This is a genomic window from Pedococcus sp. NPDC057267 (assembly GCF_042668795.1).
GTDB lineage: Bacteria > Actinomycetota > Actinomycetes > Actinomycetales > Dermatophilaceae > Pedococcus.
Window position 1 is genome coordinate 15,224 of record NZ_JBHUYG010000055.1, and the last position, 13,023, is coordinate 28,246.

Sequence of the window (13,023 nt, forward strand, 5' to 3'; positions counted from 1 at the left end):
CATGGCCGACGTGACCCTCCGCGAGTCGCCCTCTCTCGCACCGCTGTTCGCCAGGGCGGCCCTGACGGCACGCGGGCGCGGGGGAGGGCTGCCGTCGACGGTTGTCCGCCGGGAGGGCGTGGTCGTCGAGCGTGACCACCTGCTGGACTACCAGCGGGTGTGCGGCTTCGGCGGGTCCGACGACCTCCCGCACACGTACCCGCACGTCCTCGGCTTCCCGCTGCAGGTGGCCCTCATGGCCGACCGCGCCTTCCCGCTGGCTCTGCCCGGACTGGTGCACCTCGAGAACGCCATCACGGTCCACCGCCGGCTCACCGCCGACGACCGGCTCGACCTCACAGTCCGCGCGGAGGGCTTGCGGCCACACCCCAAGGGGCGTCTCGTCGACCTCGTCACGGAGGTCGACGTGGAGGGGGAGCGCGTCTGGGAGGGCCGCAGCACCTACCTGCGCCGCGGTGCCGGCGGTGGCGGGGAGGGCCGGCCGGCCGACGCGCTTGGGCCTGCCCCCGGGCTCCCCGAGCGCCCTCCGGTCGCCGTGCTGCGCGTGCCCGAGGGTCAGGGTCGCGCGTATGCCGCCGTGTCCGTGGACGTGAACCCGATCCACCTGCACCCGCTCACGGCTCGGGCGATGGGATATCCCCGCGCCATCGCCCACGGCATGTGGACGGCCGCGCGGACCCTGGCAGGCCTCGGCCCCCGGTTCGCCCGGCCGGGCACGTCGCACGTGTGGTTCGCCAAGCCGGTGCTGCTGCCGAGCACGGTCGAGCTCGTCGTCGACGACCGGTCGGACCCGGTGGTGGCCGGCCTGCGCTCGGCGAAGGACCCCGCCGTCCGCCACCTGACGCTCACCTTCGCCCGCGCCTGACCACCACCCGCGGGCCGGGCCACGTGCTGCCTCAGAGTCGTTTGGCGAAGTAGCGGGACAGCTCGGAGTCGGCGTAGTGGCCGAAGGCCACCGTGGGCGCGTAGCCGCTGGCCTCGTAGAGCGCGATCGCCTCCGGCTGCATCGTCCCGGTCTCGAGGACCAGCAGCTCGGCACCCGCCTCGCGCGCCGTCTGCTCGAGCGCGCCGAGGACCCGTCGGGCGTGCCCTTGGCGCCGCGCCCCGTCGGCGACGTACATCCGCTTCACCTCGGCGCTGCGCCCGCCTACCACGTCGGTGAGCTCGGGCCGCATCCGCCACCCGCCCATGGCGACGGGCTCACCGTCGACGCTGCCGAGCAGGAAGCACCCCCGGGGCGGCGCGAACTCGTCGGCGTCGACCGGGGAGTCGTCCGGGCCGCCGTAGATGACCGCGTAGTGGGCCTGGACCTCCTCCACCAGGCGCTGCACTCGCGGGTCGAGGAAGTCGACCCGGTCCAGCCGCAGCTCACGCGACGCTGCCGCGGGCGGCATCAGGCCGGCGAGATGAGGGACGCCACGGCGTCGCGCACCGGCGTCCCACCCGAGACGACGTCGAACTGGCGCCGGTCGGCGGCCGGGCTCTCCAGCACCGACAGCAGCACGTCGGCGACGTCGGCCCGGGGAATCGAGCCACTGGGCAGGGAGGAGCCGACGGTGACCCGGCCCGTGGGGGCGTCGGCGGTCAGGCGCCCCGGGCGCACGATCGTCCAGACCAGGTCGGAGCGTTCGCGGAGGTCGGCGTCGGCCGCCGCCTTGGCGCGCAGGTAGACCTGGAACACGTCGTCGGAGGTCGGGTGGGCCTTGTCGGTGCCCATCGAGGAGACCATGACGTAGCGGGCGACCCCGGCCGCCGACGCGGCGTCGGCGAGCAGGACGGCGGCAGCGCGGTCGACGGTCTCCTTGCGCTCCGCGGTGCTGCCCGGCCCGGCGCCGGCGGCGAACACCACGGCGTCCGCGCCCTGCAGCACGTGGGTGACGTCCGTGACGGAGGACGACTCGAGGTCCAGGACGACAGGTGTGGCGCCGGCCGCGTGCACGTCCCGCTCGTGGTCGGGGTTGCGCACGAGGCCGACGGGGTCGTGGCCCGCGTCGGCGAGCCGCTTCTCGAGCAGGAGGGCGATCTGGCCGTGTCCACCGGCGATGACGACGCGCATGCGACCTGTCTACCAGCGGTCGGTGCGGGGTGCTCAGCGGAGGTGGTGGCGCACCCAGACGCCCGGCTCGACGTAGACGGCGTGGTCGTGGGTGACGTCGCAGTGCACCGGGTTCAGCGCCCCGGGGACGACCACGTCGCCGCTGGTGTCGAACGGCATACCGGCCCACTCGCGCCACTGCGCGAGGGTGCCGGAGATGGTCATCGCGCGAGGGCACACGCCGACCACCTCGGCGCCGAGCCGCACGTGCAGCCGCAACCAGGGGTCGACGGGCAGGCCGTCCGGGCGGGTGCGCGCGGCATACTCGCGCATCCCCACCCGGGGCTCCAGGTGCTTGCCGCTCGGGCGTACCGGGGCCACGAGCTCGGTGAACCCGAGCCGGACGGCGTTGGCCCGCTTGGCCTCGAGCAGGACCGACGCGAGCCCGGTGCCGCGCAGGTCGGGCCGGATCGCCACCTCCAGCGCCGACACGTGCGTCGCCTCCCGGCTCGGCGAGGGTGACGATCTCGAGGTCCATGCCGCGACGGTATGCCGCGCGCCGATACTCAGGCGCGGTCTTTTCCGCCCGGCGGATAGCATCGTGGTGCCGCGCGCAGGCTGCGCCCGGCCCATCGAGCACCGACCTGCACCACCCACCCGAGGAGAAGCCAGCGTGCCTGCCGAGATCACCGTCCACGTCGCCGGGAGCGAGCGATCGGTGCCGGAGCAGACGACTGCGGCCGAGCTGTTCGAGGGGGACCGCGCCGTTCTCGTCGCCCGGGTCAACGGCGAGCTGCGCGACCTCGCGCACGTCCTCGCCGACGGCGACACCGTCGAGCCGGTGACCGCCCAGGAGCAGGACGGCCTCGACGTGCTGCGCCACAGCGCCGCACACGTGCTCGCCCAGGCCGTGCAGGAGGTCAACCCCAAGGCGCGGCTCGGGATCGGGCCGCCCGTCCGCGACGGCTTCTACTACGACTTCGACGTCGACGAGCCGTTCAGCCCCGACGACCTCAAGGCGCTGGAGAAGGTCATGCAGCGCATCGTCAACGAGGGCCAGACCTTCGTGCGCCGCGAGGTGAGCGACGAGGAGGCCGCGGTCGAGCTGGCCGACGAGCCGTACAAGATCGAGCTCATCGGGCTCAAGGGCGGCGCCTCCGGCGACGTCGAGGAGGCCGCCGAGGGCGCCTCGGTGGAGGTGGGCGGGGCCCAGCTCACCATCTACGACAACATCCGGCGGGACGGCTCGCGCGCCTGGGGCGACCTGTGCCGAGGCCCGCACGTGCCCTCGACCAAGGTGCTCGGCAACGCGTTCAAGCTGATGCGCAGTGGCGGCGCCTACTGGCGCGGCAGCGAGAAGAACCCGCAGCTGCAGCGCATCTACGGCACCGCCTGGCCGACCAAGGACGACCTCAAGGCCTACCTCGACCGGCTCGCCGAGGCCGAGAAGCGCGACCACCGCAAGCTGGGTGCGGAGCTCGACCTGTACTCCTTCCCCGAGGTGCTGGGTGCCGGGCTCCCGGTGTTCCACCCCAAGGGCGGGGTCATCAAGCGCGAGATGGAGGACTACGTCCGGCAGCGGCACCTCGAGGAGGGCTTCAGCTACGTCGGTTCGCCGCACATCAGCCGCGAGGAGCTCTTCTACACCTCGGGCCACCTGCCGTACTACTCCCAGGGCATGTTCCCGCCCATGGACGTCGACGGGCAGAACTACCGCCTCAAGGCGATGAACTGCCCGATGCACAACCTCATCTTCAAGTCCCGGGGGCGCTCCTACCGCGAGCTGCCGCTGCGCCTGTTCGAGTTCGGGACCGTCTACCGCGACGAGAAGTCGGGGGTGCTGTCCGGGCTGACCCGCGTGCGCATGATCACCCAGGACGACAGCCACTCCTACGTGACCAAGGAGGGCGCGCCCGACGAGGTCAGGCACCTGCTGGACTTCGTGCTGTCGCTGCTGCGCGACTTCGGGCTCGACGACTACTACCTCGAGCTGTCGACCCGTGACGACAGCAAGCCGGACAAGTTCATCGGCACGGACGAGCAGTGGGCCGAGGCGACCGCGATCCTGCAGGAGGTGGCCGACGGCAGCGGCCTCGAGCTCGTCCCCGACCCGGGCGGCGCCGCCTTCTACGGTCCGAAGATCTCCGTCCAGGCCCGGGACGCGATCGGCCGGACCTGGCAGATGTCGACCATCCAGTACGACTTCAGCCAGCCCGAGCGGTTCGGGCTCGAGTACCAGGCTGCCGACGGCACCCGCCAGCAGCCGGTCATGATCCACTCGGCCAAGTTCGGGTCGATCGAACGCTTCATCGGCGTCCTCGTCGAGCACTACGCCGGCGCGTTCCCGCCCTGGCTGTCGCCGGTCCAGGTCACCGGCATTCCGGTCGCCGAGGAGTACTCCGAGTACCTCCACGAGGTCGCGGACCAGCTGCGCGCCAAGGGGATCCGCGTCGAGGTCGACGACAGCGACGACCGGTTCCCGAAGAAGATCCGCAACGCGAGCAAGTCCAAGGTGCCGTTCGTGCTGATCGCGGGGGAGGAGGACCGGTCCAAGGGGGCCGTGTCCTTCCGTTACCGCGACGGCTCGCAGAAGAACGGCGTCCCGGTGGCCGAGGCCGTGGCCGAGGTGCTCGAGGCCGTGGAGTCGCGCCGCCAGGTCTGAACCGAGAACCGCCGGGGACGCGTCAGTCCCCGGCGGCCGGCTTCCAGACCATCCGGACGTCGGGGGCGTGCTCCTCGTTGTCGCCGTCGGTCCACTCGACCGGCTCGAACCCGTGCCGCTCGTAGAACCGCAGGGCGCCCTCGTTGCTCTGGAACGCCCACAGCTGCAGGCCGCTCGGGAACCGGGTCTTCGCCAGGCCGAGGAGCTGCGTCCCCAGCCCACGCCCGGTGAACGCTGCCGTGATGTACAGGTGGCCGAGCTGGTCCGGCGGCATGAGCGCGAGGAAGCCGACGAGGGTGTCGCCGTCCTGCGCCACCCACACCTCGAACTCGCGCAGCAGCACCGTCTCGACGAACGGCAGGACGCTCTCGCGGGGGTGCACGATCATCGGGATGCTCGGCACGGACTCGTTGCGCACCTGCCAGAACAGCTCGGCCAGCTCGCCGGCGTCATCCGGCGTCGCGGGCCGGATCACCGGGAGCGGCGCGGCGGGACCGGAGTGAACGGCGGCGGGAGCAGGCGGGTCGTGGGGTGCGGACACGCCGGTCATTGTGGTGCAGGCCGACCGGCGCCGCCTCCCCCGTCCGCAGGGGCCCCTAGGATCGCCGCATGACCGACGAGCTCCAGCGGGACACCGACTTCGCCGGGGTGCAGGACGGCTTCGAGCGCCTGTGGACGCCGCACCGGATGGCCTACATCACGGGGGAGCGCCCCAGCGAGGACGCCGGCGACGGGTGCCCGTTCTGTGCCGCCCCCGGCAAGGGCGACGCCGAGGGGCTCATCGTCCACCGCGGGCAGCACTGCTACGTCGTGATGAACCTCTTCCCGTACAACCCCGGCCACGTGCTCGTGTGCCCGTACCGGCACGTGTCGCTCTACGTCGACCTCACCGACGAGGAGACCGCCGAGTTCACCGCGCTGACCAAGGCCGCCATCAGGGCGCTCGACGCCTCGAGCGCCCCACACGGCTACAACCTGGGCATGAACCAGGGAGCCGTCGCCGGGGCCGGGGTCCAGGCCCACCTGCACCAGCACGTGGTGCCGCGGTGGGGTGGCGACGCGAACTTCCTGCCCATCATCGGGCAGACGAAAGCTCTTCCGACGCTGCTCGAGGACGTGCGGACGAGCCTCGTGGCCGCCTGGCCCGCCTGAACCGGCCGGGCACCTCGCCCAGCCGCTCGAGCGGCAGGAACGCCAGCAGGCAGACCACCAGCGGCAGGAAGTGGATCCTGAGCATCACGTAGGTGCTCAGGTGGAAGCCCGCCCAGAAGAGCAGACCGGCATACAGTGCGCGCCCCCTCAGCCACAGCAGGACGGGGGAGCAGAACTCGGCGACGAGCACGATCCACTGCAGCGCGTGCGTGAGGGCGGGGTGCGACCCGACCCACGGGCCGATCCCGTTGGGGCGCCTCGTGAGGGCCCAGATGAGGGTGGCGCCGTTGGCCCAGCCCCACCCGCCGAACCGCATCTTGGCCCAGGCCGACAGCGCGTAGATGCAGACCGCGCCGACCTGCACCATGCGCACGGCCCAGCCGGCACGTTCCGTCCGCTCGTCGACCTCCCGCGTCCGTGCCCGGCCTGCGGTCGGGAGGACGAAGAGCGCCACGACCAGCGCGAAGTGGTCGTGGTCGACCTTGGAGTAGGCGAAGGCGTTGCTCACCCAGTCGAGCATCCCGACGGCGCACACCCAGCCGGCCAGCCGGGGGAGGCGGCCGGTCGCGGCGACCGCCGAGCTCACGAGGATGACGCCCAGCAGCCAGCGCACGTAGTCGTGCGACGGCACCGGCAGGTGCAGCAGGTCGCGGACGAGCAGGCCTCGGTAGAGGCTGGGCGGGACGTCGCCGTGGGGGATCGGGTCGGTCACGATCCAGAGCACGTCGAGCCACACGAACGGGTAGATGGTCCGCCGCAGCCACGCCACCCGCGCCGGGGGCAGCGCCGGCACGACGAAGCGCCGCACGGCCTCGGCCCCGCGTGCCAACGGCTGGGCGCCCCCGTGCTGCCCCGTCATGTCCTGCCCGGTCATGTCCTGCCCGGTCATGGTGCACCCCCCGGTATGCCGGTGGGCCGGGGGTGCAACGGGTCGCGGACCTGCCAGGTGGCCAAGGTGGTGACGACCGCCTCGCCCGTCCTGATGCGGGTCTGGGTGTTGCGCAGCCAGATCGTGCGGTACGCGGGCTCGTGCGGCAGGCGGCGCGAGTGCAGGACGGCGATGTCCTGGAGCAGCTCGGGGTCGCGGATGATCCGGGGGGCCTGGCCCTCGATCTCGGCGCGCTCGATGCCGATCTGCTCCTTCGACAGGGGCACGCGGACGACCGTGCCGTCGACCGTCAGCGCGTCCATGCCGAGGGAGTTGATGACGCCGTCGTTGCGCACCGAGAAGGCGTACTGCGACATCGGCGCGAAGGGCCACCAGTTGTCGTTGCCGACCAGCGTGCCCAGCGCCGCCGTCACCACCACCGCCGCCGTCACGACGAGCCGCCAGCCGAGGGCGACCGGTCCGAGCCGTCGCACTCCTGGCCCCGTCATGGCGCACATGGTGCCAGAGGCTCCTGCGTGGGATGCCACACTGGCCCCATGGACTCCAGCAGCGGCACCGGCCGCGGGGTGCTCGTCTTCGACGGGGACTGCGGCTTCTGCACCACCAGTGCGCGGTTCGCCAAGCAGTGGGTCGACCGGCGCGGTCGCTACGACCTGCGCCCCTGGCAGGAGCTCGACCTGGCGGCCCTCGGCCTCACCGAGGCGCAGTGCGTCGAGGCGGCCCAGTTCGTCCGCCCCGACGGCACCGTGTCCTCGGCGCACCTCGCCATCGCCGAGGGCCTGCGCCACGGCGCCCCGCTGTGGCGACCGCTCGGGTGGCTGGTGGCCGCCCCCGGGGTCCGCTCGGTCGCCGGCCGCGTCTACGCGTGGGTGGCGGACCACCGCTACCAGCTCCCGGGTGGCACCCCGGCGTGTGCTCCCAGGCAGCCCGTGACGGCCCCGGCCGCGTCGGGCACTGCTGCGCCCTCGGCTCAGTAGGCTGGCGCCCACCATGCTCAACAAGTACGCGCGCGCCTTCTTCACCAAGGTCTTCACACCGGTCGCCCGGTTCCTGCTGCGGCTCGGGATCAGCCCCGACGTGGTCACGACCGTCGGCACCATCGGTGTCTGTGTCGGCGCCCTCGCCTTCTACCCCCGCGGCGGCACGAACTTCTTCTGGGGCACGCTCGTCGTCACCCTGTTCGTCTTCTCCGACACCGTCGACGGCGTGATGGCCCGGATGTCCGGCCGCTCCGGCAACTGGGGCGCCTACCTCGACTCCACGCTCGACCGCGTCGGTGACTCGGCGATCTTCGGCGGGCTCGTGCTCTGGTACGCCGGCAGCGGCGACAACGTCCTCATGGCCGGTCTCGCGCTGGCCTGCCTCATCCTCGGCAGCGTCGTGTCCTACGCCAAGGCCCGCGCGGAGGGCCTGGGCTTCACCGCCAACGTCGGCATCGCCGAGCGGGCCGACCGGCTCGTCGCCGTGCTGGTGACGACGGGCCTGGTCGGGCTCGGCCTGCCCGAGGTCGTCCTCGGTGTCGTCCTGGCGCTGCTGGCGGTCGCCAGCCTGGTCACCGTGGTGCAGCGGATGCTCATGGTGCGCCGCCAGGCGCTGGCCGAGACCGCCTGAGCCCGTGCGCGGCATCGGCGACGTCCTGGCCGTCGGGGGCTACCGGCTCGGCTGGGGAGCGGTGCGCCGCCTCCCCGAGCGCACGGCATACACGGCCTTCGACCGGATCGCCGACCTCACGGTCGCGCGCGGGGGCAAGGGCGTGCAGCGCCTGCGCTCCAACTACGCGAAGGTGCGCCCGGAGCTGTCGGAGCCCGAGCTCGACGCGCTCGTCAGGGCAGGCATGCGCTCGTACATGCGTTACTACTGCGAGGCGTTCCGGCTCCCGGACCGCACTCAGGCAGAGCTCGCGGCCTCGGTGCGGGTCGTCGGCGATGCGCCCGTGCGCGCCGAGATCGAGGCGGGGCGGCCGGTCGTCTGCTTCCTCGGGCACCTCGGCAACTGGGACCTCGCCGGCGCCTGGGGCACGCGCGCCATCGCCCCCGTCGTCACCGTCGCCGAGCGCCTCAAGCCCGAGGAGGTGTATGCCGAGTTCCTCGCCTTCCGCGAGTCGCTGGGCATGACGATCCTGCCGCTGACCGGTGGCGGCGACGTGTTCGCCCAGCTGCGCGGGCACCTGGCCCGGCCGGTGCTCATGCCGCTGCTCGCCGACCGCGACCTCACCGCCCGCGGGGTCGAGGTCGACCTGTGCGGCCACCGCACCTCGATGGCGGCCGGCCCCGCCGCGCTCTCGCTGGCCAACGGCGCCGCGCTGTTCCCGGTGTCCATCCACTACGAGCCGGTGGAGCGGCCCTCGTGGCGGCACCGCATCGTCATCACCTTCCACGACCGCGTCACGGTGCCGCAGGGCGGGGCGACCCGCGCCAAGGCGGTGGCGATGACCCAGCAGTGCGCCGACGCGCTCGGGACCGCGATCCGCGAGCACACGCAGGACTGGCACATGCTCCAGCGCGTCTTCCTCGAGGACCTGGAGGACGCCCCACGCACCGACCGGCCCAAGGGCGTCTATGGTGCCGAGCCGCGCGCCGGGCACGGTGACGAGGTGCGCCGGTGAGGATCGGCATCGTCTGCCCGTACTCCTTCGACGTGCCCGGGGGAGTGCAGTTCCACGTCCGCGACCTCGCCGAGCACTTCCTGGCCGAGGGGCACCACGCGCGGGTGCTGGCACCGGCCGACGACGACACCCCCCTGCCGGACTACGTCGAGTCGGTCGGGCGCGCGGTGCCCGTGCGCTACAACGGCTCCGTGGCACGGCTCAGCTTCGGCCCGGTCACTGCGGCCAGGGTCGGCCGCTGGCTCGAGCAGGGCGACTTCGACGTCCTGCACATCCACGAGCCGGTGACGCCCAGCATCTCCCTGCTGGCCCTGTGGGCGGGCGAGGGCCCCATCGTCGGGACCTTCCACACGAGCAACCTGCGCTCCCGCGCCATGCAGGCGGCGTTCCCGCTGCTGCGGCCCAGCCTCGAGAAGATCAGCGCCCGGATCGCGGTGTCCGAGGACGCCCGGCGCACGGTGACGACGCACCTCGGCGGGGACGCCGTCGTCATCCCCAACGGCGTCAACGTCGCCCGCTTCGCCTCGGCCGCCCCGAACCCGTCGTGGCAGGGCACCCCGGACGCCCCGACCCTGGCCTTCCTCGGTCGCATCGACGAGCCGCGCAAGGGCCTGCCCGTGCTGGCGGCCGCGATGTCCCAGGTCCTGTGCACGCACCCCGGCACGCGGCTGCTCGTCGCGGGCCCGGGCGACGTCGACGCCGCGCGCGAGCGGATGGCGCCCGAGGTGGCCAGGGCCACGGAGTTCCTCGGCATGGTGTCCGACGACGACAAGGCGGCCCTGCTGTCCTCGGTCGACGCGTACGTCGCGCCCCACACCGGTGGCGAGTCCTTCGGCATCGTCCTGGTCGAGGCGATGAGCGCTGGGGCCCCGGTCGTCGCGAGCGACCTGGCCGCGTTCGTGCGCGTGCTCGACGGCGGCCGCACCGGCGTGATGTTCGCCAACGAGGACCACCAGGACCTCGCGGCGAAGCTGTGCGGCCTGCTCGAGGACCCGCGCGAGCGCGCCCGCCTCTCGGAGGAGGGGCACCGGCGGGCGATGGTCTTCGACTGGTCGGAGGTGGCCCGCGACGTGATGGCCGTCTACGAGATGGTGACGCACGGCGCCGAGGAGGGCCGCTACGAGTCGGGCTCGGACACGCGCTGGACGAGGCTGCTGCGCGGACGGCGTGGAGGTGAGGAGACGTGGACGCGCTGACCTGGGGCGCGGTCGCCGTCGCCCTCCTGCTGGGTGTCGCCTGGTACCTGTCCTACAGCGCCGCCCGGCTCGACCGGCTGCACACCCGCGTCGAGGGGTCGCTGTCCGCCCTCGACGCCCAGCTCGTCCGCCGGGCCGAGGCCACCCTGGAGCTGGCCAACTCCGGCGCCCTGGACCCCGCGTCCGCGCTCATGCTCGTCAGTGCCGCGTCGGAGTCGCTCGAGGCGCACAACGAGCGCGCGCTCGAGGACGACCTGCTCGAGGGCCAGGTCTTCGGCCCCCGGGAGGGCATCGAGAGCGGACTCACCGAGGCGCTGCAGGCCGCCCTGTCCGCGGACGTCGTCGCCCACCTGCGCCAGGACCCCGCCGGTCCGGCTGCCGCCGCTCTCGAGCGGGTGGAGGCTGCCGGGATGCGGGTGCAGCTCGCCCGCCGGTTCCACAACGACGCCGTGACCGACGTCCGCCGGGTCCGGCGCAAGCAGGTGGTGCGGGTGTTCCGGCTCGCCGGCCACGCCGAGCTGCCCCGCACCGTCGAGTTCGACGACGAGCTCCCGCCGGCCGTCCGCAGCACCTGACCCGCGAACGCCGGACCCGCGTCGGGTGTCAGCGGGCGAGCAGGCCCTGCACGACGAGGGCGACGCCGAAGGCGAGGAACGCGACCGAGGCCCCGATCTTGATGACCTTCTCCGGCAGCTTGCGGCCGAGCACCGCGCCGACGCCGATCGCCAAGGCGTCCGCCAGCACCATGCCGAGGGTGCTGCCCACCCACGTGCCGAACCAGCCCTCCTTGGTGGCGAGGGTGATGGTGGCCAGCATGGTCTTGTCGCCGAGCTCGGCGAGGAAGAACGCCGTGCCGACGGCGAGCAGCGCGGCGCCGGTGCTGCGACGTGCCTTGTCCGCCTCGTCCTCGGTGAGCTCGTCGCCGCGCAGCGTCCACGCCGCGAACGCCAGGAAGGCCACGCCGGCCACGACGTTGACCAGCCACTGGTGGTCGCTGAACGCCGTGCCGACCAGCCGGCCGATCCCCACCGAGGCGAGGTGGACGACGGCGGTCGCGACCGTGATGCCGAGCAGGACCTGCCTGGCGCGGTACCTCGTCGCGAAGGTCATCGCCATCAGCTGGCTCTTGTCGCCGAGCTCGGCGACGAAGATGACGGCGGTGCTGAGCAGGAATGCGTACATGGGTGTGTCTCCTCCGGCGCCCGGCCGAGGAGACCCGTGTCCGGACGTCCCTTCGACCAGGACGCCCGTCGTGGGTACGTCGAACTGGTCGAAAGTCTCGTCCGCCACCTGCGGAGGGTGGCCCACCGCACCGGACCCGGGGGTCAGTGTGTCGACGCGGCGGTTGGGGACTACTCCCTTTCGGCGACGAGCGTATGCCGTGCGGCCGGGCCGCCCGTCACCGGGTCCGGAGCGCGCCTGGCGCACCGGTCCACACGGGCGACTCCCCGGCATACCGGGTCCCGGCCACCAACTACCATGGAGGGGAAGCGCGCCCCCTGCGCTGCGCCCTCTGAACGACCGGAAGTAGGCACCTTCATGTCCGCCGACACGACCACCCCCACGACCCCGCCCGGCACCGGCACCCAGCGCGTCAAGCGCGGCATGGCCGAGATGCTCAAGGGCGGCGTGATCATGGACGTCGTCACCCCCGAGCAGGCCAAGATCGCCGAGGACGCCGGCGCCGTCGCCGTCATGGCGCTCGAGCGCGTCCCCGCCGACATCCGCGCCCAGGGCGGTGTCTCCCGCATGTCCGACCCCGACATGATCGACGGCATCATCGAGGCCGTCTCGATCCCGGTGATGGCCAAGGCCCGCATCGGTCACTTCGTCGAGGCCCAGGTGCTCCAGTCCCTCGGGGTCGACTACATCGACGAGTCCGAGGTGCTGACCCCGGCCGACTACACCAACCACATCGACAAGTGGGCGTTCACCGTCCCCTTCGTGTGCGGTGCGACCAACCTCGGCGAGGCCCTGCGCCGCATCACCGAGGGCGCGGCGATGATCCGCTCCAAGGGCGAGGCCGGCACGGGCGACGTCTCCAACGCCACCACCCACATGCGCAAGATGCGCGACCAGATCCGCTGGCTGCAGAACCTGCCCGAGGACGAGCTGTACGTCGCGGCGAAGGAGCTCCAGGCCCCGTACGACCTGGTCAAGGAGGTCGCCGAGAAGGGCAAGCTGCCCGTCGTGCTCTTCACCGCGGGCGGCATCGCGACCCCGGCCGACGCCGCGATGATGATGCAGCTCGGCGCCGAGGGCGTCTTCGTGGGCTCCGGCATCTTCAAGTCCGGCAACCCGGCCCAGCGCGCCGAGGCGATCGTCAAGGCGACGACCTTCTACGACGACCCCGACGTGATCGCCAAGGTCTCCCGCGGCCTGGGTGAGGCCATGGTCGGCATCAACGTCGACGAGATCCCCGAGCCGCACCGCCTGGCCGAGCGCGGCTGGTGACACCCGCGGCCGGCGGGACCCCCGCCCGCC

The 13,023-nt window shown here is 72.7% G+C and carries 16 protein-coding genes; 9 read left to right on the forward strand and 7 right to left on the reverse strand.

Going from position 1 to position 13,023, the window contains the following annotated elements; translation table 11 throughout:
- The first annotated feature begins 1 nt into the window (after position 1).
- Positions 2-865, forward strand: coding sequence for a MaoC family dehydratase (locus ACFUC1_RS12850; RefSeq protein WP_379120291.1), 864 nt, complete (start codon positions 2-4; stop codon positions 863-865).
- 31 nt (positions 866-896) lie between these two features.
- Here the strand turns inward: ACFUC1_RS12850 and ACFUC1_RS12855 are convergent, their stop codons facing one another.
- From ACFUC1_RS12855 to ACFUC1_RS12865, 3 genes are read right to left on the reverse strand one after another with little or no spacing between them, the layout of a single operon-like run.
- Entirely contained in the window at positions 897-1,394 is a 498-nt protein-coding gene (locus tag ACFUC1_RS12855; RefSeq protein ID WP_379120293.1) for a GNAT family N-acetyltransferase, read from the reverse strand.
- On the reverse strand, positions 1,394-2,056 hold the full coding sequence (locus ACFUC1_RS12860; RefSeq protein WP_379120295.1) for an SDR family oxidoreductase: 663 nt from the start codon (positions 2,054-2,056) through the stop codon (positions 1,394-1,396). The genes ACFUC1_RS12855 and ACFUC1_RS12860 overlap by 1 nt, the downstream gene beginning before the upstream one ends.
- Positions 2,057-2,089: 33 nt before the next feature.
- Positions 2,090-2,527, reverse strand: a complete 438-nt coding sequence (locus ACFUC1_RS12865) for a hypothetical protein (protein WP_379120297.1) — start codon at positions 2,525-2,527, stop codon at positions 2,090-2,092.
- A 181-nt stretch (positions 2,528-2,708) separates the two neighbouring features.
- Between ACFUC1_RS12865 and thrS the strand changes: the two genes are divergently transcribed.
- Positions 2,709-4,697: a threonine--tRNA ligase gene (thrS, locus tag ACFUC1_RS12870; RefSeq protein ID WP_379120299.1), complete on the forward strand. Its 1,989-nt coding sequence runs from the start codon at positions 2,709-2,711 to the stop codon at positions 4,695-4,697.
- A 22-nt stretch (positions 4,698-4,719) separates the two neighbouring features.
- On the opposite strand, the gene ACFUC1_RS12875 is transcribed toward thrS, so the two are convergent.
- Positions 4,720-5,238, reverse strand: a complete 519-nt coding sequence (locus tag ACFUC1_RS12875; protein WP_379120301.1) for a GNAT family N-acetyltransferase — start codon at positions 5,236-5,238, stop codon at positions 4,720-4,722.
- A gap of 68 nt (positions 5,239-5,306) precedes the next feature.
- On the opposite strand from ACFUC1_RS12875, the gene ACFUC1_RS12880 reads away from it, so the two are divergent.
- A complete protein-coding gene (locus ACFUC1_RS12880; protein WP_379120303.1) occupies positions 5,307-5,849 on the forward strand; it encodes an HIT family protein in 543 nt (180 codons plus the stop codon).
- On the opposite strand, the gene ACFUC1_RS12885 is transcribed toward ACFUC1_RS12880, so the two are convergent.
- The gene (locus ACFUC1_RS12885) at positions 5,773-6,738 is read right to left on the reverse strand and encodes a hypothetical protein (protein WP_379120305.1); all 966 of its coding nucleotides are present in this window, start codon (positions 6,736-6,738) and stop codon (positions 5,773-5,775) included. The genes ACFUC1_RS12880 and ACFUC1_RS12885 overlap by 77 nt on opposite strands.
- Positions 6,735-7,226, reverse strand: a complete 492-nt coding sequence (locus ACFUC1_RS12890) for a hypothetical protein (RefSeq protein ID WP_379120307.1) — start codon at positions 7,224-7,226, stop codon at positions 6,735-6,737. Before ACFUC1_RS12890 ends, ACFUC1_RS12885 begins: the two co-directional genes overlap by 4 nt.
- A 48-nt stretch (positions 7,227-7,274) precedes the next feature.
- On the opposite strand from ACFUC1_RS12890, the gene ACFUC1_RS12895 reads away from it, so the two are divergent.
- From ACFUC1_RS12895 to ACFUC1_RS12915, 5 genes are read left to right on the forward strand one after another with little or no spacing between them, the layout of a single operon-like run.
- The gene (locus ACFUC1_RS12895; protein WP_379120309.1) at positions 7,275-7,715 is read left to right on the forward strand and encodes a thiol-disulfide oxidoreductase DCC family protein; all 441 of its coding nucleotides are present in this window, start codon (positions 7,275-7,277) and stop codon (positions 7,713-7,715) included.
- A gap of 13 nt (positions 7,716-7,728) precedes the next feature.
- Complete coding sequence (pgsA, locus tag ACFUC1_RS12900; protein ID WP_379120311.1) at positions 7,729-8,349, forward strand: phosphatidylinositol phosphate synthase; 621 nt, start codon at positions 7,729-7,731, stop codon at positions 8,347-8,349.
- Between the two features lie 4 nt (positions 8,350-8,353).
- Positions 8,354-9,343, forward strand: coding sequence for a phosphatidylinositol mannoside acyltransferase (locus ACFUC1_RS12905; RefSeq protein WP_379120313.1), 990 nt, complete (start codon positions 8,354-8,356; stop codon positions 9,341-9,343).
- Entirely contained in the window at positions 9,340-10,539 is a 1,200-nt protein-coding gene (locus ACFUC1_RS12910; RefSeq protein WP_379120315.1) for a glycosyltransferase family 4 protein, read from the forward strand. Before ACFUC1_RS12905 ends, ACFUC1_RS12910 begins: the two co-directional genes overlap by 4 nt.
- Positions 10,527-11,114, forward strand: a complete 588-nt coding sequence (locus ACFUC1_RS12915; protein WP_379120317.1) for a hypothetical protein — start codon at positions 10,527-10,529, stop codon at positions 11,112-11,114. Before ACFUC1_RS12910 ends, ACFUC1_RS12915 begins: the two co-directional genes overlap by 13 nt.
- A 28-nt stretch (positions 11,115-11,142) precedes the next feature.
- Here the strand turns inward: ACFUC1_RS12915 and ACFUC1_RS12920 are convergent, their stop codons facing one another.
- Positions 11,143-11,721 carry a TMEM165/GDT1 family protein gene (locus ACFUC1_RS12920; protein WP_379120319.1) on the reverse strand — a complete coding sequence of 193 codons (579 nt, stop codon included), beginning with the start codon at positions 11,719-11,721 and terminating at the stop codon, positions 11,143-11,145.
- 357 nt (positions 11,722-12,078) lie between these two features.
- Here ACFUC1_RS12920 and pdxS point away from each other — a divergent pair, with 357 nt between their 5' ends.
- On the forward strand, positions 12,079-12,993 hold the full coding sequence (gene pdxS / locus ACFUC1_RS12925; RefSeq protein ID WP_379120321.1) for a pyridoxal 5'-phosphate synthase lyase subunit PdxS: 915 nt from the start codon (positions 12,079-12,081) through the stop codon (positions 12,991-12,993).
- The last annotated feature ends 30 nt before the right edge of the window (positions 12,994-13,023 follow it).